The sequence below is a fragment of the Litchfieldia sinesaloumensis genome, assembly GCF_900156865.1.
Lineage (GTDB): Bacteria > Bacillota > Bacilli > Bacillales > Bacillaceae_L > Ferdinandcohnia > Ferdinandcohnia sinesaloumensis.
Genome location: NZ_LT732529.1, coordinates 3,806,119 through 3,830,132, shown reverse-complemented (window position 1 = coordinate 3,830,132; position 24,014 = coordinate 3,806,119). Strand labels below are relative to the sequence as shown.

Annotated in this window: 24 protein-coding genes and 2 riboswitches; of the genes, 5 read left to right on the top strand and 19 right to left on the bottom strand. The window is 38.4% G+C overall.

All coding sequences use genetic code 11. The annotated features are described in order from the left end of the window. Positions 1-18 precede the first annotated feature (18 nt). From CZ490_RS18865 to CZ490_RS18850, 4 genes are all read right to left on the bottom strand, one after another. Complete coding sequence (locus CZ490_RS18865; protein ID WP_077620310.1) at positions 19-870, bottom strand: 2OG-Fe(II) oxygenase; 852 nt, start codon at positions 868-870, stop codon at positions 19-21. Between the two features lie 390 nt (positions 871-1,260). Beyond that, the gene (locus CZ490_RS18860) at positions 1,261-1,497 is read right to left on the bottom strand and encodes an indolepyruvate ferredoxin oxidoreductase subunit alpha (RefSeq protein WP_077620309.1); all 237 of its coding nucleotides are present in this window, start codon (positions 1,495-1,497) and stop codon (positions 1,261-1,263) included. Between the two features lie 138 nt (positions 1,498-1,635). Next, positions 1,636-2,403 (bottom strand): MerR family transcriptional regulator, encoded by a 768-nt coding sequence (locus CZ490_RS18855; RefSeq protein WP_077620308.1) that lies wholly within the window; start codon positions 2,401-2,403, stop codon positions 1,636-1,638. 122 nt (positions 2,404-2,525) lie between these two features. Beyond that, on the bottom strand, positions 2,526-5,609 hold the full coding sequence (locus tag CZ490_RS18850; protein WP_077620307.1) for an efflux RND transporter permease subunit: 3,084 nt from the start codon (positions 5,607-5,609) through the stop codon (positions 2,526-2,528). A 98-nt stretch (positions 5,610-5,707) separates the two neighbouring features. Here CZ490_RS18850 and CZ490_RS18845 point away from each other — a divergent pair, with 98 nt between their 5' ends. Then, complete coding sequence (locus CZ490_RS18845; RefSeq protein WP_077620306.1) at positions 5,708-6,535, top strand: TetR/AcrR family transcriptional regulator; 828 nt, start codon at positions 5,708-5,710, stop codon at positions 6,533-6,535. A gap of 94 nt (positions 6,536-6,629) precedes the next feature. On the opposite strand, the gene CZ490_RS18840 is transcribed toward CZ490_RS18845, so the two are convergent. The 3 genes from CZ490_RS18840 to proC all read right to left on the bottom strand — a co-directional run bounded on the left by CZ490_RS18840 (position 6,630) and on the right by proC (position 10,002). Then, on the bottom strand, positions 6,630-7,892 hold the full coding sequence (locus tag CZ490_RS18840; RefSeq protein WP_077620305.1) for a glutamate-5-semialdehyde dehydrogenase: 1,263 nt from the start codon (positions 7,890-7,892) through the stop codon (positions 6,630-6,632). 45 nt (positions 7,893-7,937) lie between these two features. After that, a complete protein-coding gene (gene proB / locus CZ490_RS18835) occupies positions 7,938-9,059 on the bottom strand; it encodes a glutamate 5-kinase (protein WP_077620304.1) in 1,122 nt (373 codons plus the stop codon). Between the two features lie 88 nt (positions 9,060-9,147). Next, positions 9,148-10,002 (bottom strand): pyrroline-5-carboxylate reductase, encoded by an 855-nt coding sequence (gene proC / locus CZ490_RS18830; protein ID WP_077620303.1) that lies wholly within the window; start codon positions 10,000-10,002, stop codon positions 9,148-9,150. A 455-nt stretch (positions 10,003-10,457) separates the two neighbouring features. Between proC and CZ490_RS18825 the strand changes: the two genes are divergently transcribed. Then, complete coding sequence (locus CZ490_RS18825) at positions 10,458-11,168, top strand: MOSC domain-containing protein (protein ID WP_077620302.1); 711 nt, start codon at positions 10,458-10,460, stop codon at positions 11,166-11,168. A gap of 50 nt (positions 11,169-11,218) precedes the next feature. Here CZ490_RS18825 and CZ490_RS18820 read toward each other — a convergent pair whose 3' ends face one another. Then, on the bottom strand, positions 11,219-12,364 hold the full coding sequence (locus CZ490_RS18820; protein WP_077620301.1) for an alpha-hydroxy-acid oxidizing protein: 1,146 nt from the start codon (positions 12,362-12,364) through the stop codon (positions 11,219-11,221). Positions 12,365-12,475: 111 nt separating this feature from the next. Continuing rightward, positions 12,476-12,588, bottom strand: a riboswitch (SAM riboswitch). Positions 12,589-12,742: 154 nt separating this feature from the next. Then, positions 12,743-12,820: riboswitch (ZMP/ZTP riboswitch) on the top strand. A gap of 136 nt (positions 12,821-12,956) precedes the next feature. Here CZ490_RS18820 and CZ490_RS18815 point away from each other — a divergent pair. Further along, positions 12,957-14,156, top strand: a complete 1,200-nt coding sequence (locus tag CZ490_RS18815; RefSeq protein WP_077620300.1) for a phosphoglycerate dehydrogenase — start codon at positions 12,957-12,959, stop codon at positions 14,154-14,156. A gap of 63 nt (positions 14,157-14,219) precedes the next feature. Here the strand turns inward: CZ490_RS18815 and CZ490_RS18810 are convergent, their stop codons facing one another. From CZ490_RS18810 to CZ490_RS18760, 11 genes are all read right to left on the bottom strand, one after another. Further along, positions 14,220-14,666 carry a hypothetical protein gene (locus CZ490_RS18810; protein ID WP_077620299.1) on the bottom strand — a complete coding sequence of 149 codons (447 nt, stop codon included), beginning with the start codon at positions 14,664-14,666 and terminating at the stop codon, positions 14,220-14,222. An 83-nt stretch (positions 14,667-14,749) separates the two neighbouring features. Continuing rightward, the gene (locus CZ490_RS18805) at positions 14,750-15,010 is read right to left on the bottom strand and encodes a metal-sensitive transcriptional regulator (protein ID WP_077620298.1); all 261 of its coding nucleotides are present in this window, start codon (positions 15,008-15,010) and stop codon (positions 14,750-14,752) included. Between the two features lie 38 nt (positions 15,011-15,048). Then, positions 15,049-15,414 carry a rhodanese-like domain-containing protein gene (locus tag CZ490_RS18800; protein WP_200801605.1) on the bottom strand — a complete coding sequence of 122 codons (366 nt, stop codon included), beginning with the start codon at positions 15,412-15,414 and terminating at the stop codon, positions 15,049-15,051. A gap of 105 nt (positions 15,415-15,519) precedes the next feature. After that, a complete protein-coding gene (locus CZ490_RS18795; RefSeq protein ID WP_077620297.1) occupies positions 15,520-16,296 on the bottom strand; it encodes a sulfite exporter TauE/SafE family protein in 777 nt (258 codons plus the stop codon). Positions 16,297-16,353: 57 nt separating this feature from the next. Further along, the gene (locus CZ490_RS18790) at positions 16,354-17,481 is read right to left on the bottom strand and encodes an MBL fold metallo-hydrolase (protein WP_077620296.1); all 1,128 of its coding nucleotides are present in this window, start codon (positions 17,479-17,481) and stop codon (positions 16,354-16,356) included. 58 nt (positions 17,482-17,539) lie between these two features. Beyond that, positions 17,540-18,115, bottom strand: a complete 576-nt coding sequence (locus CZ490_RS18785) for a sulfurtransferase TusA family protein (RefSeq protein WP_077620295.1) — start codon at positions 18,113-18,115, stop codon at positions 17,540-17,542. A 143-nt stretch (positions 18,116-18,258) separates the two neighbouring features. After that, positions 18,259-18,555, bottom strand: a complete 297-nt coding sequence (locus tag CZ490_RS18780) for a rhodanese-like domain-containing protein (protein ID WP_077620294.1) — start codon at positions 18,553-18,555, stop codon at positions 18,259-18,261. Between the two features lie 61 nt (positions 18,556-18,616). Next, entirely contained in the window at positions 18,617-18,976 is a 360-nt protein-coding gene (locus CZ490_RS18775; protein WP_077620293.1) for a rhodanese-like domain-containing protein, read from the bottom strand. Between the two features lie 44 nt (positions 18,977-19,020). Then, positions 19,021-19,500: a DsrE/DsrF/DrsH-like family protein gene (locus CZ490_RS18770; protein WP_077620292.1), complete on the bottom strand. Its 480-nt coding sequence runs from the start codon at positions 19,498-19,500 to the stop codon at positions 19,021-19,023. A 25-nt stretch (positions 19,501-19,525) separates the two neighbouring features. After that, positions 19,526-19,753, bottom strand: coding sequence for a sulfurtransferase TusA family protein (locus CZ490_RS18765; RefSeq protein WP_077620291.1), 228 nt, complete (start codon positions 19,751-19,753; stop codon positions 19,526-19,528). Positions 19,754-20,226: 473 nt separating this feature from the next. Then, positions 20,227-21,924: an alpha-L-rhamnosidase-related protein gene (locus CZ490_RS18760; protein WP_077620290.1), complete on the bottom strand. Its 1,698-nt coding sequence runs from the start codon at positions 21,922-21,924 to the stop codon at positions 20,227-20,229. A gap of 236 nt (positions 21,925-22,160) precedes the next feature. Between CZ490_RS18760 and CZ490_RS18755 the strand changes: the two genes are divergently transcribed. Next, entirely contained in the window at positions 22,161-22,913 is a 753-nt protein-coding gene (locus CZ490_RS18755; protein WP_077620289.1) for an SDR family NAD(P)-dependent oxidoreductase, read from the top strand. Positions 22,914-23,325: 412 nt separating this feature from the next. After that, positions 23,326-23,964, top strand: a complete 639-nt coding sequence (locus tag CZ490_RS18750; protein WP_077620288.1) for a YesL family protein — start codon at positions 23,326-23,328, stop codon at positions 23,962-23,964. The last annotated feature ends 50 nt before the right edge of the window (positions 23,965-24,014 follow it).

Below are 24,014 nucleotides of genomic sequence, written 5' to 3'. Positions count from 1 at the left end.
CAATTCTAATCGAAAGCCTTATATTTGACTTCTATATATATTATCCTGGCGAATCCATTTCGTTGCGACCCATTTTTCACCTTCAGAAACAGGAATACTGGAGTGTAGGGACAAGCGGTCTACCTCACCCTTGCTGTTCCCATAATGAAAATATACGGCAGAACCTTTCGTTGGAACAATTGATACTCCTGCTTTTGGAAAAACAGTCTGTCCTCCTGCGGGTACATTATTCAAATAGATTAGAAGCGTAGCCACCCGCTGTCCCCCTTTTTCAGGATCAATTTTACTCGGCGGAAAATAATCAAAATGACTTTTATATTCCTCACCGACTCCATAATTTAGTACCTGAAGGCCTTCCCCATTTTCAATTGGAAACTCGGTTAATTCCATTATTCTATTTTCTATTTTTTTTATAAACTCATTTTCTCGTAAATAAAAAGACATCCCTTTACTTGTTCGACCGGTAGCAGCCTTTTCTTCCCCTGTCTTAGGGTCAATAACGGTTGAAGGCTTTAGACGCTCTCTAGATAGTTCAATCAGCTGATCACATTCCTCAAAGCTCATAAAATTGCCTACATGCATTATAAACGGTTTTTCGACTATGGATAATACCTTAATTTCACGGTCGCTTGCTTGTATTGTGCTTCCCTTTTTTGCAATCTCGGGCTGTTCATATTCATATGGAGCTTGTACACCTGCTGTATGCGTCGATTTATTTCCTACAATTCGAAACAGAGTTGTGTAAGAGAGTCTTGGGTCATAGCCTTTTCGAATCATTGCATCTACAATCGCTTCTGGGTTTACGCCACTGTTTAAGGTTTTAACAATCCAATCCATGAGTGCACCTGGAATTTGATTCACTTTCTCCATTTCTTCCTCTCCTTTAACTCCTAATCGTTCCTGCGACGTGGAAGTGAACCCGCGCCCAAGAAACCCCTTACAATCTATTTTAATATATAAAAGTTAAAATGTGGTAACAAATCCTTTAATCTAGGGTTTACACATGATAGATAAAATAAATGCGCGAGCGCCTTAATCAGCCTTGACAGGCATAAGTCGAGACGGCGAGAAGGTTGTTCTTTAACCTTCTTGACTGATTGGCTAGACCAGAGAGGGGCTAGGCGCTGGAGCTGGATGTAGAAAACCATGTACAAGTTATCCACATCGTTTGATTTTATAATTTCCTAAACCAAAATAAAAGTAACCACATTTTGTTTGTAGTTACTTAATAGGTTACTAACTTATATATGTAGGTTCGTTTTAGACGTCGAAAAACTCTCGTGCCAAGTCTATAAATCCAACTTCATCGTCAGGGACTTCATCCTCATGAAAAATGGCGTCAACCGGGCAAACGGACACACAAGCCCCACAATCAATACAAATGTCGGGATTGATATAAAACTGGTCATCACCTGGTTCAATACAATCAACCGGACATACCTCTACACATTCAGCCGCTTTCTCCGCTCCACAAGGAGACGTAATTACATATGCCAACTAAATTCCCCCTTTTTTGAAGATACTCTTAAAATCTTGGACATTTAGTACACCTTATGATGCATAAGGGTGAAGTATTCCTATCACTGGCATCTTGAACCAAAAAGAGATACGAGCGTACCCGTACCTCTAAAATATTTATTCACTCTTTTGTCCTGTGAATTCGATGATTGCGTCGCGTAAAAATTTTGCCGTCCCCGGCTGTTCTTTATCGTAATATGCTGTGAACCTCTCATCATCTACATACATTTGTGCCAAACCTGCGTGCGCTTCTTTTGAATAACTTGGCCAGTAAAACATAAGCCACTGTTTGTGCAATTCGGCTGCCTTTTGCGCCAGTTCTCCCTTTGCGTCTCCAGTCTGCATTGCTTCACGTAATGTCTCCATTAGTTCTTCAGAAAGAAGTGTCGCAGCATCATGATCCTCTTTTGACATATTCATAAATTTTTCATTGGATTTCCGAACGGTGTCTTCACCATATTTCTCACGGATTTCATTTCCGTACTTTTTCTCATTTTCTTCTATCGCTTTCTTTTTAAAGCCTTCGAATTTTTCCTGATCAGACATAGTTATTCTCCCCTCCTTTTGCGCAATGGTTTTTTCTACATTGGCAATCAATTGATCAATTTGGTTTCGTTTATCAAGGAGCTGCTTTCGGTGTTCCTTTAAAGCCCTGGATCCGTCAAATGCAGGGTCTGTCATGATTTGTTTTATATCAGTTAGATTGACACCGAGTTCACGGTAGAAAAGGATTTGCTGGAGAAGATTAATTTCATCTTGGCCATAGATACGATATCCCGATGAACTGATTCTTGCCGGCTTAAGAATCCCAATTTCATCGTAGTATCGTAATGTTCTTGTGCTAACTCCCGCTAATTTTGCTAGTTTTTGGACCGTGTATTCCAACTCATCACCCCCTGATAACTTCACTTTACACCTTTACGCAACGTCAAGGTCAACACATCTAACGAAAAAATTTAATAAAAAAAGCCCTACAAGATATGTATTACCTTGTAGGGCTTAATTGATTAATTTTCCTGGATATTTTTACGATCCTTTTTAAACATTTTTGATAACACTTCATAGACGATTGGAACAACTAGTAGCGTCAATAGTGTTGAACTTGCAAGACCACCGATAACGGTAATACCAAGTCCTTTAGAAATTAAGCCACCGCCGCCTTCACCAAATAACAACGGAATTAATGCACCGATTGTCGCAATTGCCGTCATTAGAATTGGACGTAGACGTGTTGAACCAGCTTCAAGAACAGCTTCACGCATCGTCATTCCATCACGTTCCATATGAATAATTCGGTCTACTAATACTATCGCGTTGGTTACTACAATACCTATTAACATCAACATACCCATCATAACAGGCACAGAGATGGTTTCACCTGCAATAAGCAGCCCGACAAATGAACCGATTATTGTAAACGGAAGTGAGAATAAAATCGCAAATGGCGCAACTCCTTCTCCAAATGTTACAACTAGGATGAAATATACAATCGCAATTGCCGCAAGCATTGCAAGACCTAACTGCGTAAATGTTTCATTCATGTCAGCCTGAACTCCAGCAACCCCTAGTGATACACCCTTCGGAAGGTCAAGTTCATCAACTTCTTCGCTGACCTTAGCTGTCACCTTAGAAATATCATCTTCACTAATTGTTCCTGTCACGGAAGCATAATACTCACCCTTACTACGAGCAAGTGCATTTAAGGTTGTGCCTTTCTCAACCGTAACTAGCTCAGAAAGTGGCATTTCGGTACCCATCGCTGTCGGAACTTGTGTCGCAAGAAGATCATCAATTGATTTAGGTGCAGCTACTTCTTCCTGCTTAACAATTACTTCTAACGTATTTCCATCTTTTTCAACTGTTGTTAAAACCTCTTCTGAACGATTAGGATTCAGCATCATCACAATTTGACCTGTTGTTAATCCATATTGTAATAGTTCATCCTGTTCAACTTTGAAGCTGTATTCAACATACGCATCCTCTGTACTTGAAGAAACATCCTCCAAACCGTCTACATCCTTCATAACAGCTTCTACTTGATCTACAGCATCATAAAGTTTATTTAAATCTTCACTGTAAAGCGTATAGCTTACTTCATTTGTACTCATAGACATAGCCGAGAAGTTTTGACTCTTCCACTCACCTGATTGGCCAATGTTGAATACATATTCTTCTATATCTTCACGGACTTCTGGGAAGTCATCCATTTCCGGATCAAAAATGAGGTACATGAGCGCACCGTCACCGCCGCCGCCCATCATTGCAGCCATTGGATCTCCACTTTCCGTTACCGAAACTTGAACAATATCAATATCTTTGCGTTTTAGCAATTCATCTTCAACTGCTGCCACATTTTCAAGCGTTTCATCCATTAACTCACCAGTAGCTGGTGTATACGTCAAATACATAACCTTTTCTTCTTCACTGCCTAAAAAGCTGAAACCAATGAGTGGTGTCAACATTAAACTACCTACTAATAGTAAGATAGAAATAGCTGATACAATGATTTTATGGTTGAGTGTCCAATTTAGGATACCTTTATACCAGTTTGCAAGTTTACCTGCTTCCTCATGCTTTGCTTCTGTTTTTTCAGCATACAGCTGTTTTTTAAACAGAGTATGAGATAGTGCAGGAACAATTGTAATCGCAACTAGCAAAGATGCTCCCAACGCAAAAGTCATTGTCAGTGCGAATGGAATGAACAATTCACCAACCATTCCTCCTACAAAGATAAGCGGTGCAAATACTGCAACCGTTACTAATGTAGATGAAAGAATTGGTTTGAACATTTCTAGTGTTGCTTCTCGTATTAATGCACGACCATTTAGTTTTTCTTCTTTCAAATGAAGTCGCCTATATATGTTTTCCACGACTACAATGGAGTCATCAATTACACGCCCGATTGCAACTGTAACCGCTCCAAGTGTCATTAGGTTCAATGTAATATCCAACCAGTGTAATAATAACAGCGCCATAAAAATGGATACTGGTATAGATATGATTGAGATAACGGTTGATTTGAAATTGCGTAGGAAAAGTAAAATGATAAGGACCGCAATCAAACCACCGATGAGCGCCTTCTCCACCATTGTAGCTACGGACTTTTCAATTGGTTCACCTTGATCCAACGATACATCAATAATTAGCCCGTCAATGTTCTTTTGTTCCTCTTCAATTAAATCTTTTACTTCGTTAACAACATCAACTGTATTATCTTGTTGTCCTTTTAAAATTTGAACCGCAATTGCATCCTTTCCATTCGTACGGGACACAGATTGAACGCGTCCTACTTCCTCAATTGTTGCAATATCACCAAGTTTTACGAATGGTACTGGATTGTTTTCAGTTGGTGTAACAGGAATTAACATTTCCTTTAATTCAGTAGCTGTCATAAACTTTCCATCAACCGAAACAGCTTGTTCACCTTCTTCAAATTCAAAAAGACCTAACGATACAGCCATATCACTTGCTTGAATCATTTGTTTAACAGTATCTTCTGTTAAATCTAGTGCTTCCATCTTTTCTGTGTTATATGTTAACTGTACTTCCTCGATATGCTGACCTGTAATCGATGCTGAAGCAACACCATCCAGCTTTTCAATCTTTGGAAGTAAAATTTCTTCGACTGTTGAAGTTAAATCAACGATATCTTCCGTTGAGCTACTCACACTTAATGCCACAACTGGCATCATATTCATGCTAATTGCAGTAATAATTGGCTCTTGTGCTCCCTCTGGTAAGGTCACTGCATCTAACGCAGATTGTAGGGCACGTTTCGCCTCATCCATATCCTCGCCGTATTCATATTCGACTTGAATATTCGCCATATTAGAATATGAATTCGAATAAACTGACTTAACCCCTTCAAGACCCTCAACTGCTCGTTCAATTGGCATCGAGACATCTTCCATGACCTGTTCAGGAGTTGCTCCTGGATATACATCCATCACCATAAGGAAAGGAATTGATATATCAGGTATTGTTTCTGTCTTCATCTGTGTACCTGAATAAATCCCTGACACTGTCACAATAATCGTTAGTAACCAGACTGCTAACTTGTTCTTTAGTACAAAATTGGCTATACCTCTCACACTTACACCTACCCTGATTGACTTATTAATCTCATTTACTTATAATAATGACCATCTAGTCATTTGTCAATGAAAAAGCTATGGGAGAGAAATGAAGAATGGTAAAAAAGCAATTGATTATGGAAAGTGCTTTAGAGCTTTTTGCGAAGCAAGGTTTCGAGGCAACTTCCGTTCAACAAATAACCGATAAGTGTGGGATATCAAAGGGGGCCTTTTATCTTTCCTTTAAGTCGAAGGATGAGCTCATTATCGCCCTTGTAGACCAGTTTATGGAGCAAATTTTCGCTGACATTGACCATTTAGTCAGAAACAAAAAGGATTCAGCTACTCTTTTATTTGATTATTATTATGTAAGCTTTCAATCATTTAAGCAACATACTGAATTTGCGAATATCCTAATGAAGGAGTACACTCAGTCTCTTAACGAAAAATTAATTCATAAAATACATTATTATGACAAACTTGTGAATACAACCATCCTTACTATGATTGACCGTATCTATGGTGAGAGTATCAAACAGACAAGATATGATTTACTCTATTGTATTAAAGGTTTTATGAGAATGTACTCTGAGCTCTTTTTGTTTCAAGTAGTACCATTGGAAATGGATGAACTATGTCAATCTCTTGTGGAAAAAACCGATCTACTAGCTAAAGGTATGACCATTCCATTTCTAAAAAAGGAGCATATAGACATACCTGTTTATCAATCAGAAAGTAGCGTACCTAATGATCAGTTGATTTCGCTGATTGAAGAGAAGGTAAAAGAAATGGATGATTCCATTGAAAAAGAGTCACTACAACTCCTTCTGACTCAGATAGACAATCAAACGTATAGTCCAGCCATTATTAAAGGCCTTATAGAAAATATTCGAAGTCAACCGGACTGCAAATGGATTGCTTATTTACTAAATCGACATTTTTAAGACATGTACAGGAGAATGTATAATAACAAACACTGTCATTTCCCGAACGCAAAAACCCGGCAGAATGCTCAGCACTCTACCGGGTTAATTATAATTATCTAATTTGACCATTTCCGGACATTAAGAATTTGACTGTTGTTAATGCAGGTAGGCCCATCGGTCCACGTGCATGTAGTTTTTGGGTTGATATCCCAATCTCGGCACCAAAACCGAGCGCACCGCCATCTGTAAATCTTGTTGAGGCATTATGATAAAGGGCTGATGCATCGACAAGCTTCATAAATACATTTGCTGTTTCATTGTTTTCTGTAATAATCGCTTCCGAATGCTTCGTCCCATACGTTTCAATGTGGTCAATTGCTTCGTGAACATCATGAACAGTTTTCATCGCAATGTGTAGGCTTAAATATTCATTTGCCCAATCCTCTTCACCAGCTGGAATTGCATTTGGGATTACTGAGAGCGCCGCTTCATCTCCATGAACGGTAATTGAGTGTTCTTGTAGAGCTTTCACAAGTACGTCCTTGTGATTTTGTAACCATTCCTTATGAACAAGGACTGTTTCTGCAGCATTACAAACGGCTGGACGGTCAGTCTTTGCATTTATAAGAATCGGCAAGGCCTTGTGAACATCTGCATCAGCGTCAATATAGATATGGCAGTTTCCAACACCTGTTTCGAGTACGGGAACTGTCGCCTGTTCAACAACCGTTTGAATTAAAGAAGCACCACCGCGTGGAATAAGGACATCAATATATTCCTTCATCGTAAACAACTGCTGGGTTGCCCCTCTATCCGTACTTGCGATAAATTGAACAGCCTGCTTCGGTATCTTCGTATGTTCGAGCGCATGTTGAATCACTTCAACAATAGCCTTATTTGTGTGTATGGCAGATGAGCCACCTTTAAGTATAATCGCATTCCCCGATTTTAACGCAAGCCCCGTTGCATCTACCGTTACGTTTGGGCGCGCTTCATAAATCATCCCGATGACACCTAATGGGACCGTTACTTTTTTCACTTGTAAGCCGTTCTCCAATGTCCAATCCGAGATAACTCGATCTGTAGGGTCCTCTAAAGCAGCCACCTGTCGAAGTCCATCTGCAAAGTCAACAATTCGATCCTGCGTTAACGTTAATCGATCCATAAACGCTGGTGTATAACCGGCTTCTTTTCCTTTTTCTAAATCGACCTTATTCGCCTCTAAAATGGATTCATATCCCGCTTCTAAATGTTCTGCCAGTATATATAAAGCTCTATTTTTATCATCTGTTGATAAGATACCCAATTGTTTTGCAGCTTTCTTTGCCTCTTGCGCTTGTGTTTTAATATCGACATTATCTTTTACTAAAGTCACCAAATTCCTCCTTTTAATCTCATTTACACTGGTTTGAATGTATAATTAAACTCCAATTGTTATCGGAGCATCGCTATGTCCAACGAAATCTCCCATCTCCATAATGATAGTAGAATCCTTCATCTGATCTGTAGGGGCCTGTAACATTCGTTCCATTTCTATAGAAGATATTTTTACAACACCACGACCTATTTCGTCCCCTTCTGTATCAATAACCCTGACGACTGCACCTTTTTCAAATCTACCATTCACTTCAAGGATCTCCTTTAGACGCAGGCCTTTTCTTTTCGTAACCATACGCTCAGAGGCATCGGGATGTATGATAATTTCCCCTTTAGATCCCGAATTAAAGGCAATCCATTGTTTCTTCTGATTCAGTGTTGGCATGGATTCTTTACAATTAAAATACGTGCCAATTGCCTTCTCCCCCACTGCATCCACAATAATATTTTCTTTATTCGCATTCCCCAAAAAGGTGGAGATACCCGATGCCATTGCAATTTTGACAGCCTCAATTTTTGATTTCATCCCACCGGTTCCAACCGCACTTCCAGATCCACCAGCAGCACTTTCGATTTCTTCTGTTATTTCAGATACACGCTCAATAAGGGTAGCGTCGTTATGCGATGTTGGATTTTTATCATACAAGCCATCTATATCAGATAAAATGACCAACTGGTCGGCATCCACTAATCCAGCTACTTTTGCCGCCAATGTATCATTATCACCAAAGTTCAATCGCTCAGTAGAGAGCGTGTCATTTTCATTTACGATGGGGATAATCCCTCGTTCTAACAAGACATTTAAAGTGTTTCTGACGTTTTGGTAACGTGACTCATCTAAGAAATCACTTCTTAAAATTAAGATTTGTGAAGCCACATAGCCGTGTGATAAGAATAGGTGAGAATAGGTTTCTATTAATAACCCTTGACCAATGGATGCAGCTGCCTGTTTTTCAGGCAATGATTCTGGACGTTTAAGAAAACCTAACTTTCTATAACCAGCAGCGACTGCTCCAGATGAAACGAGGACAACTTCGCGACCAGCATCCTTAAGCTGCGCAACCTCATTGGCGATTTTCTCCAACTTGATTCTACTAATTTCTCCGTGACGGCTCGTTAATGAACTACTGCCGATTTTAATAACAACTCTCTTTTTTATAGACATCCGATCAACCCTTATCTTTATTGTTTTTGAGTAGTTTTCGGACGATAATCAACCTTTACAAGCGCTTATCGCCCGTAAAAGGAATATGTTAGACAGCTTGAACTTTTTCTTTAGACGCACCTTCAAGCTGTGAGCTGATCTCGTGTGAACGTTTTGCAGCATTTTTTATGGCTTGTGAAATCGCCTTTCCTCCACCACTTTTTTCGAGTGCAGCTAATCCTGCAGCGGTCGTTCCGTTTGGTGAAGTCACATTTTCTCGCAATGTGGTCGGTGTTTCGTTCTGTTGTTGAATCATTTTTGCTGCCCCAACAATTGTTTGAGCAATGATGTCTCTTGACATATCTTCCTGCAGACCAAACTTTTTAACGGTAGCCTCCATATGCTCCATTAAGTAATAAATGTAGGCTGGACCGCTGCCAGCAACTCCTGTAAAAATATCCATTTGTTCTTCGGGAATCTCGTAGACTTCTCCAATGGATTCAAGTAACTCTTTTGCTAGTGACATATTATCAGTAGTGGTATAAGAACCGGCTGAAATCGCCGTTGCAGATTCCCCAATCATACTAGATGTATTCGGCATCACCCGAATCACCTGTTGTCCCTCAGGTAAATGCTGTTCCATAAAAGTAGTGGAAATACCTGCTAATACAGATAAAACAAGTTGGCTTGGTAGAAGTGAATCTTTGATGGACAGTAATGCAACTTCTGCATCCTTAGGTTTCATTGCGAGGACAATTATATCGATATTCTTTAAATTCAGCTGTTGGCTTGATAAACCGTTTATTTTATAATCTGCTTCGAGCTGTTGTAGTCTAGTTGAATTTGTTCTGTTTGTTACGGTAATTTGCTGAGATGGGACTTTACCGGCTGCAACTATACCTGAAATCATTGCTTCTGCCATGGAACCCGCCCCTATAAAGGCTATTGTTTTTTCATGTAGCATCAAATAACTCCCTTGTAGATGAGTTAAAAAGTCCGGTGAAAATGACACATCGAATTTCTGCGTTGGCTTGCTTCTCCGTTCCTCACGTATTAATTACATACGCTCTGGTACTCAAAGCTGCGCCGCCTTGAACTTCTCGGTCCTTTTCAACCTCCTTTTTAAACACTCATTCATAAATTTTAACAACGTCCCTATCGTACCATCTTTACATTCATTATCAAGGGATTCTCGGAAAGTCGGGTGTATTTGATTCAATTAGTGAGTGTAAGCGTTACCACAGTAAGCTATTTCCATCAAACCCCTAATTATCCGCTCATAACGTGGCTGAGGAAAGAATTTGCCAGTTGGACAAGAATCCCAGCAATGTCGAGTTCTGGCGCTATTTGACGATGGGACAAAGGGACAGGTTCCTTGTCCCAAAAACGTGGTAAACTAAAACTGGAGGGATGGAAAAGATGGAAAAACAACCTTACATAGATCAAATATTTATCGGTAAACCCAAAACAGTTGGTGACCCTAATGCTAAGAAGCTCATGGATAAGGAATGGACAAGTGGTATTTTTAAGGAACCAGTTAATAAACCAGTTCGGATAAGCAAGGTTGGCCTAGAAGGAGATGGACAAGCCGATTTAAAAAATCATGGTGGACCAGAAAAGGCAGTCTTCGTTTATCCTGCATCTCATTACAAAGAATGGACGAGTGAATTAGAAAACGTACAGATTCAGGCTGGAGCTATGGGAGAAAACTTTTCAATCAAAGGGCTAGATGAAACCAATGTATGTATTGGAGATATTTTTGAAGTTGGTGAGGTCTTGATCCAAGTTTCACAACCTCGTCAGCCATGCTGGAAACCCGCTCGCCGCTATAAAATACTGGATCTTGCATTACAGATTCAGAAGACTGGGCGTACTGGATGGTATTTCCGTGTTATCAAAGAAGGATTTGTAATGGAAAAAGATTCGATGAAGTTGATAGAACGCCAATACCCTGATTGGACGATTGCCCGTTGTAACGAAGTCATGCACGAAAAGAAAGAGGATGTGGAGGCAACCAAGCAGTTGGCCAACTGTGAATACCTTGCGCCAAACTGGAAAGATACGTTAATCAAACGCCTCCACGGTGAGTCAAAATCGATAGATAGCCGAGTATATGGGCCAAATAAATGATGGTATGTTAAAAGTGAAGAAGTGGGACAAGGGACTGTCCCTCCGTCCCACTATGATTTTACGAGTTTAATTGTGGACAGGTCCTGGATTGATGAAGCTCCTGCCAGTGCAATTGAGACTTTTGTATCTTGAATAAAATTATTGATTACTTTTTCAACACCTGTTTGTCCTGCAACCGCGAGACCATATACAAATGGTCTTCCAATAAGGACAGCATCTGCACCTAATCGAAGTGCCTTTACAATATCTGACCCTCTACGAATACCACTATCAAATAAGACGGGAATTTCACCATTAACTTCTTCTACAACTTGTGGCAATGCATCAATTGCAGCTACCACACCATCAAGTTGTCTACCTCCATGGTTGGACACAATGAGTCCATCAACACCACTTAAGATTGCTAACCTCGCATCTTCTGGATGTAGAATTCCTTTTAAAATGATTGGTAATGACGTGCGCTCTTTTAACTCTGCTACATCATCCCAATTTAAAGTCGGATGAAAAATATTATCTAAGATTCCTTGAATGATTGAATCTTGATCAGTATTCTCTAAAGACGCTAAAAAGACTGAATCCTGTTCATAATTTGCCTTACCAAAGCCAAGCTTTAATGGCGAAAAACGATTTTTCATGTCCTCTTCTCTCCAGCCCAACATAACTGTATCAACCGTTAGGACAATTGCTTCGTAACCCGCTTCCTCTGCACGTTTTACCATGTGAAAGGAAACTTCTTTATTATTCGACCAATAAAGTTGAAACCACTTCGGACTATCCCCGGAAACTTCCGCCACATCCTCAATCGAATAACTAGATACTGTACTTTGAACAAAAGGAACATTATATGTAGCAGCCGCTTTTGAAACCGCTAATTCCGCCTCTTCGTGTGCAAGCTTTAACATACCAACGGGAGCCAATAAAAATGGGTGGGGATAGGTTCTGCCAAACAAATTGATACTTGTGTCTACATTCGACACATTTCGTAAAACCCTTGGTAAAATAGAGAATTTCTTAAATGACTCTTGGTTTTTCCGTAACGTTTCTTCACCACCAGCACCTGAACGTACGTACCCATATTCCCCCACCGACATTTTCTTTTGTGCCTCGGCTTCTAGTTCTTCAAAGGAAACTGGGAAATAGTCATCCTCGTTCACGATATTTTCAATGTATGCATCTTTCACCTTTGTTGTACTCATCGTATAGGCCTTCTTTCATTATTTAATATAACAACTCATAAGTAAAAATAAAAAACCCCTCTTCCGTATGAAAGAGAGGCGAATCTATACATTAATTAAAGCAAGTCGTCCCCCTTATCTATCAAAACACTCTTGTTTTGCTGGAATTAGCACCTTCTCATGCAAAACACATGAACGGTTGCTGAGCTTCAACGGGCCAGTCCCTCCGCTACTCTCGATAAAGGTATATCAAATATTAAGTTTTTGAATAGCTTATAGATTTAAAATCTACAGGAAATTAGGAGTACTGTCAACAATATATTGGGCAACAAATCTATTCCATTCCTCAATTAAAGCTTGAAATATACCAAAAAATCTGATATTATACTTAAAAACAAAAGCGCTATATGTGACTGGCGAACGCGGAGAACCGCGAGGGAGCATATAGTATCGGAGCCGTTCGCCTGGGCAGAGGTAAGGGAAAGTCCCTTGCCTCTTTCTGTTTATTTTTGTTCAATCTAGGGTATAACCTTCGATTGAAGCAGATCCAAAGTCCTATTTTCAAAGAGTGAAAGTTTTCCTATAAATCCATAATAAAAGCGAGGTAGACGAGATGAGTACATTAATTGAAAATAAGGTAAAAACAATTAAAACATTAAACAATATTGCAGAAAGCGGACTAAAGGTGTTCAGAAACGACCGTTTTATTTTAGACGATGATAGCGAGAATCCCGATGCAATTGTCGTGCGAAGTTTCAACATGCATGACCTTGAATTTGGAGAAAACTTAAAAGCAATTGCTCGTGCTGGTGTTGGAGTTAATAATATACCAATTCAACAATGCACAGAGAAAGGGATCGTCGTTTTTAATACACCAGGAGCCAATGCAAACGCGGTAAAAGAAATGGTATTAACTTCTTTAATGGCAACCTCACGTAATGTGTTTTCTGGTATCGCTTGGACAAAGACATTAGAAGATAAAGGCGATGAGATTCCACAGCTAGTTGAAAAAGGTAAGAAGCAATTTGTTGGGAAAGAAATTAAGGGTAAAACACTCGGTGTCATCGGTTTGGGTGCAATTGGTGCACTAGTTGCAAATGATGCGCTTGATTTGGATATGGATGTCATTGGTTTTGACCCATTTATTTCCGTAGATACAGCTTGGAACCTATCTCGTAATGTTCAGCGTGCAATGTCACTTGAACACCTATTTGCAGAGTCTGACTATATTACAGTACATGTACCACTAACTAACGATACAAAACATATGTTTAATAAAGAGACGTTCAGCATTATGAAGCCTGGTGTTCACATCATCAACTTCTCTCGTGGTGAACTTGTGAACGAAATTGATATGGCAGTTGCCCTTGAAGATGGCATCGTCGGAAAATATATGACAGACTTCCCGAATGAAAATGTATTAAAAATGAAGAATACCATTTGCACACCACATCTCGGTGCCTCTACAAACGAGTCAGAAGAGAACTGTGCGATTATGGCTGCTCGTCAGACGAAAGAATTCTTAGAAACAGGAAACATTAAAAACTCAGTCAATTTTCCAAATGCAGCTCTTCCATACACAGGAAAAACACGTGTAACTGCATTTCATAAGAATGTACCAAATATGGTTGGTCAAATCACTTCAGCTATCTCAAACTATGAATTAAACATCGCTGACATGGTGAACAGAAGTCGTGGCGAATACGCATATACGATGATTGATATTGATAATGAAGTAAGTGGTGAAATCATACCTAGCCTACTTGAAAGAATCGAGCAAATTAGTGGAATCATATCAGCACGTGTAATCTAAAAGAAGCAAGGGGTTCTCCCCTTGCTTTTTAATGTCTTAAAGTAAATTTTGACCCTCTAATGTTTAGTCCTCTGGATTTTCATCCAATAACCACGGAATTCGGGCTTCGAAATCCATTTGCAATACTGGAAGTGGCATCTCGTCATGAACAAACTGTAACTCCTTCTTAAATCCAAAGGTAAAGTTTTCTAGAGTAGCTGTATTCGTATCATTCCAATCAGAATCTGTGCAAAGTTCACCATCTACTATAGTACCAACTATATGGTAGCTCCCCGTGTATAATCGAAAACCACCTTCTACCTCACCAAACTCAGATAAGTGGCTTGGTGTTAAAGGATTCATTCCCAGCGTTTTAAATGGATCCATTACCGACGATTCCAAATGCTTACACGCTTCATAATAATTTTGACAGTACAAACAATTACACAGGTCAATTTCTTTACTATAGAAATCTCTTGTCTTAGTTAGATCGACATCCAGTAACCACTTCATTAAGTGAATTCTTTCCATTAATTCATCCTCCACCCCTCCTATATTAACTCCTCATAACCCTTGTAACATTTATTGTATAAAAAAAAGACCTTTTTAGGTCTTTATCTACTTTTCACAAGTAAATTAACTGCTTCTTTTACTAGTTCCTCTGTATTTTCCCCTTTTTCATCAGCGTTACGTACGCACTCCACTAGGTTGGAGCTAACAACCACTCCAATTGTTCGATCAATAGCTGTACGAGCTGCAGAAAGTTGGGTAATAACGTCTTTACAATCCTTATTTTCTTCCATCATTCGTAAAATACCACGTAGTTGTCCTTCAATACGTTTTACGCGGTTCTTTATTTTATCATCGTAATCCATGTATATTGCCCCCTTTCATCGTAGGGTGAATGATTTTCCTATTTTAATGCCAATTTTCTAGTCATTTTATGAGAATCACTCACTGTATATCCAGTCACCTGAAATCCTTTACGTCTTAAGATTCGGATCGCTACGTTTTTATCTAATCTAGATGAAGCCACTATGTGGACTTTTTTGTCTGGTATTTCATAACAATACCTATCCAAGTAGGCCACAGGTATATTAATAGATTTCTCAATTACATCCTTGTATGATATATTGTAGTCTCTTACATCTATGACCTCAATATCCATTAAATTTACTTTTAACGCATCTTCACAACGAATACCAACTACAGGGAAATACCTCTTATATAACTCCCATAGTATAAATAGTACCAAAAGGAAAAACAAAATCAATAGCACACCAACCCCCTTAATATAATAAATTAAGGAACACTCTAGATAAACTCCTTACTCTAGTAGGGTTCTACTAAGCATCCACCCACCGATATAGGGAATCTTTCATTATTATAAAATATCCATCCATATCTTCACGGCGGTTGCAGCGATTAAGATTGCGAGGATAATCTGAAGAACCTTTGTATTCATCTTCTTTCCTGCGTTTGCACCTAGTGGTGATGCAATTAAGCTAGCTACAATCATTATAACTGCTGGGAAGTATTCAATTTGTCCTGTCGTTATTTTCCCTACAGTTGAACCAATTGAAGATATAAACGTAATCGCAAGTGAAGATGCGATGGTCATTCTGGTAGGAATTTTTAATACAACAAGCATAATTGGCACAAGCAAGAAAGCTCCTGCTGCTCCTACAATTCCAGCACCAATACCTACAATAAGTGCAAGTATGGTAGCAAGCCATTTATTAAATGTGACTTGATCAAACGGAATATCATCCACATTCTTTTTCGGAATAAACATCATGATTGCAGCAATTAACGCTAACAAACCATAGACAACATTAATTCCGCCTTCTGACATATACTTCGAACCAAACCCACCTACAAAACTACCTACTAAAATACTAATCCCCATATAGAGAATAAGTTTTTTATTTAAATACCCACCCTTACGGTATGCCCAGACACCACCAATGGTTGCAAAAAATACTTGAACAGCACTGATCCCTGACACTTCATGGGCACTGAAGGCTGCTAATCCAAATAAAGGTGGAATATATAATAGCATTGGATATTTAATGATAGATCCACCGATTCCTAACATACCAGATATATATGAACCTATAAAACCAATTAAAAAGATTATTATTATAAATGCAAAATCCATCGTTTTTCCCCCTTCTACAGAAAAGGGAACCTGCTATTGGTTCCCTCACAATATTCATTAACGAACGGCACAGCGGTTTGGACCTATTTCCATTTCGCGTTGTTTTTCTTCATCAGGAGAGATTTTCCCCATATTTGTTTCACGAATTTCTTGATATGCATTTGGTTGTGGTGGTAAGTTTTCTGTTACGATTTTTCTGAATTCTGCTTCATCCATAATATTAAGACCGTGGTTTTTCACAAATAGTGTTCCAAGTCGTTCAGATACACTACCATCCTCCTTTAATTCATCGATAATCATGAAGTGAGCTGGTAAAACAACTAGATCATCAGACAATTCTCTATAGCGGTTATAGAGAGTTTCTCTAAGATCTCCTACCCAATCCTGAGCTAAACCAGCAAGGTCCGGTCTACCAATTGAATCGATAAATAGAATATCACCAGAAAGTAAGAACTTTTCATCAACAACAAATGAAGTAGATCCAATTGTGTGACCTGGAGAATATAATGCATGAATGGTAATGGTTGTATTTCCAATCGTCACATCCTGACCACCTTTTAGAGCCGCGTATTCAAACGTAACTTCTGTAGCATCTTTAGGTGGTAACCAGTAAGTTGCATTTGTCGCTTCAGCTATTTTTCTTCCTCCAGAAATATGGTCAGCATGTAAATGAGTATCAAATACATGTTTAATTTTCACACCCTTGCTAGTAGCAAAATCAAGGAAGATATCCGTCATACGAGTTGCATCGATAATAGCTGCTTCACCGTTTGATACCACCATGTAAGATAGACAACCTTTTCCGATACGAACGAATTGATAGACTTCTCCACCATCTTGTAAGTCCCCTACCTTAACTGGCTCTAAGTGCTCACTCCAAGCCTTCATGCCACCTTTAAGGTAGGATACAGTTAGCCCAGCCTCAGAAAGCATGTCTGCTACCATGATGGATGAACCTTCCTTGGCACAAACTACTAAGATATCCTTATCATTAGGCAACTTTTCTAGGATTTCCTCAACCCCGTCTAGTAATTCGAAGTAAGGAATGTTTAAATAGTCGAAGTTTTCACCTTCAATTTTCCAATCGTTAAAATCACTCTCGTTACGAACATCTAAGATAAAAAACGGTTCTCTATCAAACACTTTTCTCGTAACATCTTTTGCAGTCATTACATTAACAGTCATCTACCAATTACCCCCTATGGTATATTTAAGTTTAAAAATTTTTGATTTATTAATCACCTTAATTTGTAATACTTGTTGTTTTTCCAGTCCAATTACTCATTCCAGGAAGAACATTGATTACGTTTTTATAGCCCTTTTCTGTAAGTTTTTGTGATGCCAAATCACTTCGGCTACCTGTGCGGCAAACGACATAGATTTCTTTTTCTTCACTTAGTTCATTTATTCTTTCCTCTAATTCTCCTAATGGAATAGAGACAGCTCCTGGAATATGATTAAATGCATATTCGGCAGCCTCACGCACATCGAGGACAAGAACCTCTTTACCAGAAGAAATAACATTTTCTAAATCCTCGTTCGATGCTACATGAGAGTGTTTTTTCTCCGCAACTTCTTCACCGCTTGCTTTTCGAATATAATGTTTCAGTACATCGCCTTCTTCTATTGTGCCAAGGTATTGATGTCCAGTGCTCGCAGCCCATGCTTTAAGATCTGCCTTTGACCCCTTATCAGTTGCTTGCACCTCGATAACTAGCCCGCCTTCTAAATTATTGATCGCTTTCTTTGTTTTCACAATTGGCATTGGACATGCCAATCCTTTTGCATCTAATACAAGATTCGTTTTTAATGACTCCATTCGATTACCTCCTGAAAAAATGATAAATTGTACAACCAAAATCAGTCTTGGGACATCTATACAAAAGCTTTATAGATGTCCATATTTAATAGGAAACTACGCAACACACATATACCTAGAGGGGTATTTAAAATCTCAAAAAATTATTCGACGTTACCTTCCCAAGCGAGCATTCCGCCCTCCATGTTAATCACTTTGAATCCCTGTCCCTCAAGGAATTCCGAAGCTCTTCCACTTCTACCACCTGATCGACAAACCATTACATATTCCTTTGACTTATCTAAGTCTTGCGTACGGAATTCAATTAGTCCCAATGGAATATTAACTGCCCCAGGGATTCTTCCAGCTGCAACCTCATCAACTTCACGTACATCTATAATATTTAATGTGTTTCCTTCACTTAGTAAAGTTTCAACTTCTTTAGCTGTTAATCGTTTCATTATAGTTTCCTCCTATTTGGTTATTGTTAAATTTTTATTTTGGTTATCGTTCAAGAGATTCTTATCTCCAAGAACTTACGCCACCCTTAACATTCGTTATTTGTTTAAAACCTAGCTTTTTAAGCTGCTTACTAGCTTTTTGACTTCTCATGCCACTTTGGCAAATAACAACCACTTCTTTATCCTTTGAAAGCTGATTGGCTTTCTGAGAAAGCTGATGGAGAGGCATGTTTTTAAATCCATTGATATGATAGCCTTTGAACTCACCTGGAGTACGTACATCAATAAATTGCTTGTTCTTGTCCTTTAGCTCATTCTTCAATTCAGCTGTAGTCATATTTCTGATTCCTTTTACTGGGATGAGGCGCTGTACGATAAAGATTACGATTAATGCAAAAATGATGTAATTGATATAATCCATGGTCTAATGCCTCCTAATTATGATGGGCAAAATGCCCTATATTATTAGATAAATAAATTCACGTTGCCATCTTCAGCATCTGCCAAATAGGCTGCAACTCCCGCTAATTCAACATTGTCTAGAAGCTCTTCCTGTTTAAGCCCAAGTAAATCCATTGTCATTGTACAAGCTACAAGCTTTATGTCTTGCTCTTGAGCCATTTCAATAAGCTGTGGTAACGATAGCGCATTGTGTTTCTTCATAACATCTTTAATCATTTTTGGCCCCATGCCTGCCATATTCATTTTGGATAGACCCATTCTATTTGCGCCTCTTGGCATCATTTTGCCGAACATCTTTTCAATAAAGCTTTTATCCGCTTTAATTTCCTCATCTTTACGTAAAGCATTTAATCCCCAAAAAGTATGGAATATTGTCACATCATGATCATATGCTGCTGCACCATTTGCAATAATATAAGCAGCCATTACTTTGTCATAATCTCCACTAAATAATACGATCGTTGTTTTTTTTCTTTCAGTCATTTTGTTACCTCCCCGTTATAATGAATTAGCCTTTTCTAATATAAAAATATAGAATTCCATTTTCTTCTTTTGACTCAATTAATTCATGCCCAGTTGATGCTGTCCATGCTGTTAAATCGCTTTTCGCACCTTTGTCAGTTGCAAGTACCTCTAAAATTTGTCCTGATTCAAGACCATCAATTGCCTTTTTTGTTTTTACGATTGGCATCGGGCAAGCTAAGCCCTTCGCATCTAATACTTTATCTACATTCATGTTATTACCTCCTATGCTATTTTACAATTACCCCTATGGGTATAATGTTAACTAAAATAAAAACGGGTGTCAACCCAATCTAGTTGTCTTTCAAGTCTCTGTGAGTAACTCACAATTTATATAATATACCCCTGTAGGTATAATGTCAATACTATAATAAGCTGATGTTCTTTTCAATTAGATTGTTGCTCTTAGGAACAAGTACAAATTAATTGATTGTAGAAGAAGGCGGTGACTCCTGCGGGCAGATCGTGAGACTTGAGGCCCCACAGGAGCGAGAGCGACGAGGAGGCTCAAGCCACGCCCTCGGAAACAGCCATTAAAAAAGACGACTCTTAATTCAAAAAAAGTTGAGTCGTCTTTTTAGTTATAGAAATTTAGTTGTAACAAACCCAGTTTTTTCATATTCTGTAAAGACAAATGGTTTCTCTCCATGATTAAGACGGCTTTTTCCAGGTTGGATCGTACCGACCTTAATGGATGATTTTTACCCCATCAGGTGCTTGAATATCACTTTTTATCGTTCCATCTGTCTGCTTTTCATGTCTCACATAAATAGTGCCTAATGGAGTTGGGTAGGTACCTTCAACCCATTCTAGGTCTCCTAGAGATGGTTTAATTTCAACTGCCTTACATCCAGGTTCCAGCACTTTAATACCTAAAATGTATTCTGCCATCCATGCTGTAGGTCCTGAAGCCCATCCGTGACAGAGGCTATGACGGTAGCCTTTATAGCAGTAATTACCATACGTGGCATGAACATTGACCTTATCTTCTGGAACGAGCTCATCGATTCTAGCTGCATTTTCCAACCAATTAAGATCGAAATCCTCCCAGAAAGTTGTTGCACCGAGCGCTAACATTCCTCCCCAATATTCACGTATACTTTCCAAACATCCTTTAATATCACCTGCAAGTGCTCTAGACTTTAAAACATAATATCCTAAGAATGTTGAAATACGATGGGCCCCATCCACCGCGAGTACATCGTTGTTAATCGAATTCGCATTTTCAAGTCCCGCTAACACCATTAAAGCTGCTGCTTGTTTATTATTTGCATGATCTGGGATATATTGTTTTAGGGTGTTGACAAACCCAATGTATTTGCCGGAAACTTCTTTTCCTTTTAAAATGTCTACTAGTTTTGCTCCCTTTTCCATTGCTATCGTTAGCAAACTATGCACACCAGCTTCGACCGCTCTCGGATTTTCAGAGGATGGCCAATCTAAAAATTGATTTGGTGTCATGCTCCTTCCGTCCTTTTCTATATATTCAGACAATAAATCCAATAATTTTACCAAATAATCCTCTTGTTCCTTTAAATAACTCAGATCACCATTTTGCATATACCAATCATGCTGAATAATAATCCACCACATTGAATAAGATGGAAAACTATTCATCCAGTTAGGAATCTCTGTATCATCCCTTATAATATCAAGGCTTCTTGGGACTGAATCATCATAGCCAAACACAGCTTGAATGGTAGATGTTTCGGGGTGCATATCACCAACCCATACTAATCGATCTCGTTTAATCCCATCCCACAAATAATTTTGCATATTCAGATGAACAGTATATGCACCAGTCTCCCAAATTTGATTTAAGAGTGGGTCATTACTTGCAAAACTGCCTTTATACTCAATATCTTTATATTGAAATACAGCTCTAATCGATTTTATTTCTACAAAGCTATCTTCTTCCAATAAATCAACACGTGCAAATCGAAAACCTGTGTTTCCTACCTCAATCATACCTAAAAAGCTTACATCGATTATTTGATCGCGTATAGCATGATCATTTGTTGCATTATTTTCACCCAGTTCACTCATCGCCTCCATGGCAGACTCTCCAAACCTTACACGGAGCTTTGCCTTATTCGAAGGACCACAACCCCAAACCAATATCTCAATTCCTCCTTGTAGCTCTACCCCAAAATCAAGTAATAAACCTGCATTGCCTCCATTATTTCTAAGAACACAGGCATTCCCTGTATTTAACGTAATTTGTCCACTACTTTTCTCCAACAGTCCGGACTCATTCTCTACTTTTGCATGTTCTCCATCTGTTTTCCATAGAATACGGTTTGGTTGGATATACTCTCTAACTCTATTATCCTTTTCTGAGCGACCCTTTATTTGCGATTTTAATACATTTGATACCTTCCCCATTACACTATCCCCTTTATGATTCATTTTCAGATTAAAATAGACTATTAAAAAGTATACTTACTTATGATAAAATATACTTTACACTTCATTTATCATTATATAATCTTAAAACAAAGTCAAGACTATTACCGAAAAATATTAAGCGTTTTCAGTCCCAGGGGTACATCCTCTGAATAATTCCTTTTGCGGATAGAAACAATACATTTTAGAATGAAACGTGAGGTAGGTTTTGATAGATGGGTAAGTTAGCTGGTAAGGTCTCCATCGTTACTGGTGGCAGCCGTGGAATTGGTAGAGGTATATGTTTAGAGATGGCAAAGGAAGGTTCAACGGTCGTAATTAATTATCTTTCGCATAGCTCGGAAGCTGAGAGTCTTTTACAAGAAGTTAAAAGTCTTGGAGGAAACGGAATTATTGTTAAAGCAGATGTGTCAGAGAAAGATCAAATTGATGGACTAATTAAACAGGTAATTGAACATTATGGACGAATAGACATACTTGTTAATAATGCGGGCATCTGTCCGTTTCGGAATTTTTTTGATATTGACCTAGAGACATGGGATAAAACCATAAATGTCAATCTACGCGGAATTTTTTTATGTTCTCAAGCTGCTGCAAATTACATGGTAGACAAAAAGGAAGGTTCTATTATTAATATCTCATCTGTAACTGCATTTAAAGGCGGCCCGAAACAGGTTCATTATGCAGCCAGTAAAGGTGGAGTCGATTCATTAACCACCTCAATGGCAAATGCTCTTGGCGAATATGGAATTCGGGTTAATGCGATATTATGTGGAGGAATTCCGACAGATATTAATAAATGGATGTTTGATGAAAAAGAGTTAATGGATGAGAAAAACCAACTATCTCCTAATCGAGTGGGTAAGCCTGAAGATATAGGAAAAGCCGTTGTTTACTTAAGTTCTAATGACAGTTCATGGGTAACAGGGGCTTTGATTCCAGTTGATGGAGGGACATTTGTTAAGTGAACCCTCACATTAGTTCTTTTTTTCCAGTTTCGTTACCAATTTTCAACCTTTTCCCACTCGGTTGTCACGAGCCCAATCTGCCAGTTGCTTAATATCTTAAAGGGATCTGCTAAATAAAATAGTTTAATCACTGTTAATAGTCCAGATGGTAGGTTATTATAAGTCCCATTATATGTGGTGTTGCGTGTATTTTAAACAGTTTGAATAATCTGTTTGATATAATTTATAGATGTCAATAAATAGGGTATAATTTGTGGGTATCTCTTCCTTTCTGAAATTCGGGTGTACAGCAACCTCCATTATCCCAGAAATCAAGAAATAGCAATTTATTTATCCAAAAGCCTTCTATCAAGCTATTTAAAGCTCTTTTAGTAAAAGTTTTGACAATGCGTCACGTATAGGGAGGATATCAATGGAAAAGTTCATTTTAAAGGTAAACGAAGTATGTATTTGGATATTCCGACTTTCATGTTTAAATATATTATGGATTGTATTCACTCTATTAGGTTTAGGTATATTCGGATTATTTCCTGCTACAGTTGCTGTATTTGCCGTTACCCGTAAATGGGTAATGAAGGAAGAACCAAAGCTTTTTATAACATTTTGGGATACATATAAGAAGGAATTCCTTAAAGTAAATCTCTTAGGTTATCTCTTATTATTCTTTGGTTTATTCCTGTATCTAGATTTGCATTTTTTTCGTTCGATTGAAAATAGTTTCGTAGACTACTTACCTTTTATTTACATACCGATCGTTATTCTTTATTTGTTTACTGTACTATATATCTTCCCTGTTTATGTGCATTTCGAACTAAAGTTCATTCACATCATTAAAAATGCCTTTTTATTCGCAATCTCTAGTCCTATTATTTCCATACTTATGGTTATTGGAATTTCATTAGTGTATTTAATTCTTTATATGGTTCCTATATTTATTATTTTTTTTAGTGTAAGCCTTGTTTCTTTTGTAATCATGTGGTGTGCAAATCTTGCTTTCTTAAGGTATCATCTAGCACAGCAAAAAATGGGGAATAATGAGACATTTAATTAACTTGGTAGCATTCTATTAAAAGAACGCAAGTGGAGTAAAACAAATCCCCG

Excerpts from the sequence above, each read along its gene's own strand:
- CZ490_RS18865 (WP_077620310.1), bottom strand. The coding sequence starts at position 870 with ATGGAGAAAGTGAATCAAATTCCAGGTGCACTCATGGATTGGATTGTT.
- CZ490_RS18845 (WP_077620306.1), top strand. The coding sequence starts at position 5,708 with ATGGTAAAAAAGCAATTGATTATGGAAAGTGCTTTAGAGCTTTTTGCG.
- proB (WP_077620304.1), bottom strand. The coding sequence starts at position 9,059 with ATGTCTATAAAAAAGAGAGTTGTTATTAAAATCGGCAGTAGTTCATTA.
- proC (WP_077620303.1), bottom strand. The coding sequence starts at position 10,002 with ATGCTACATGAAAAAACAATAGCCTTTATAGGGGCGGGTTCCATGGCA.
- CZ490_RS18825 (WP_077620302.1), top strand. The coding sequence starts at position 10,458 with ATGGAAAAACAACCTTACATAGATCAAATATTTATCGGTAAACCCAAA.
- CZ490_RS18820 (WP_077620301.1), bottom strand. The coding sequence starts at position 12,364 with ATGAGTACAACAAAGGTGAAAGATGCATACATTGAAAATATCGTGAAC.
- CZ490_RS18815 (WP_077620300.1), top strand. The coding sequence starts at position 12,957 with ATGAGTACATTAATTGAAAATAAGGTAAAAACAATTAAAACATTAAAC.
- CZ490_RS18810 (WP_077620299.1), bottom strand. The coding sequence starts at position 14,666 with ATGGAAAGAATTCACTTAATGAAGTGGTTACTGGATGTCGATCTAACT.
- CZ490_RS18805 (WP_077620298.1), bottom strand. The coding sequence starts at position 15,010 with ATGGATTACGATGATAAAATAAAGAACCGCGTAAAACGTATTGAAGGA.
- CZ490_RS18795 (WP_077620297.1), bottom strand. The coding sequence starts at position 16,296 with ATGGATTTTGCATTTATAATAATAATCTTTTTAATTGGTTTTATAGGT.
- CZ490_RS18790 (WP_077620296.1), bottom strand. The coding sequence starts at position 17,481 with ATGACTGTTAATGTAATGACTGCAAAAGATGTTACGAGAAAAGTGTTT.
- CZ490_RS18785 (WP_077620295.1), bottom strand. The coding sequence starts at position 18,115 with ATGGAGTCATTAAAAACGAATCTTGTATTAGATGCAAAAGGATTGGCA.
- CZ490_RS18780 (WP_077620294.1), bottom strand. The coding sequence starts at position 18,555 with ATGAAACGATTAACAGCTAAAGAAGTTGAAACTTTACTAAGTGAAGGA.
- CZ490_RS18775 (WP_077620293.1), bottom strand. The coding sequence starts at position 18,976 with ATGGATTATATCAATTACATCATTTTTGCATTAATCGTAATCTTTATC.
- CZ490_RS18770 (WP_077620292.1), bottom strand. The coding sequence starts at position 19,500 with ATGACTGAAAGAAAAAAAACAACGATCGTATTATTTAGTGGAGATTAT.
- CZ490_RS18765 (WP_077620291.1), bottom strand. The coding sequence starts at position 19,753 with ATGAATGTAGATAAAGTATTAGATGCGAAGGGCTTAGCTTGCCCGATG.
- CZ490_RS18760 (WP_077620290.1), bottom strand. The coding sequence starts at position 21,924 with ATGGGGAAGGTATCAAATGTATTAAAATCGCAAATAAAGGGTCGCTCA.
- CZ490_RS18755 (WP_077620289.1), top strand. The coding sequence starts at position 22,161 with ATGGGTAAGTTAGCTGGTAAGGTCTCCATCGTTACTGGTGGCAGCCGT.
- CZ490_RS18750 (WP_077620288.1), top strand. The coding sequence starts at position 23,326 with ATGGAAAAGTTCATTTTAAAGGTAAACGAAGTATGTATTTGGATATTC.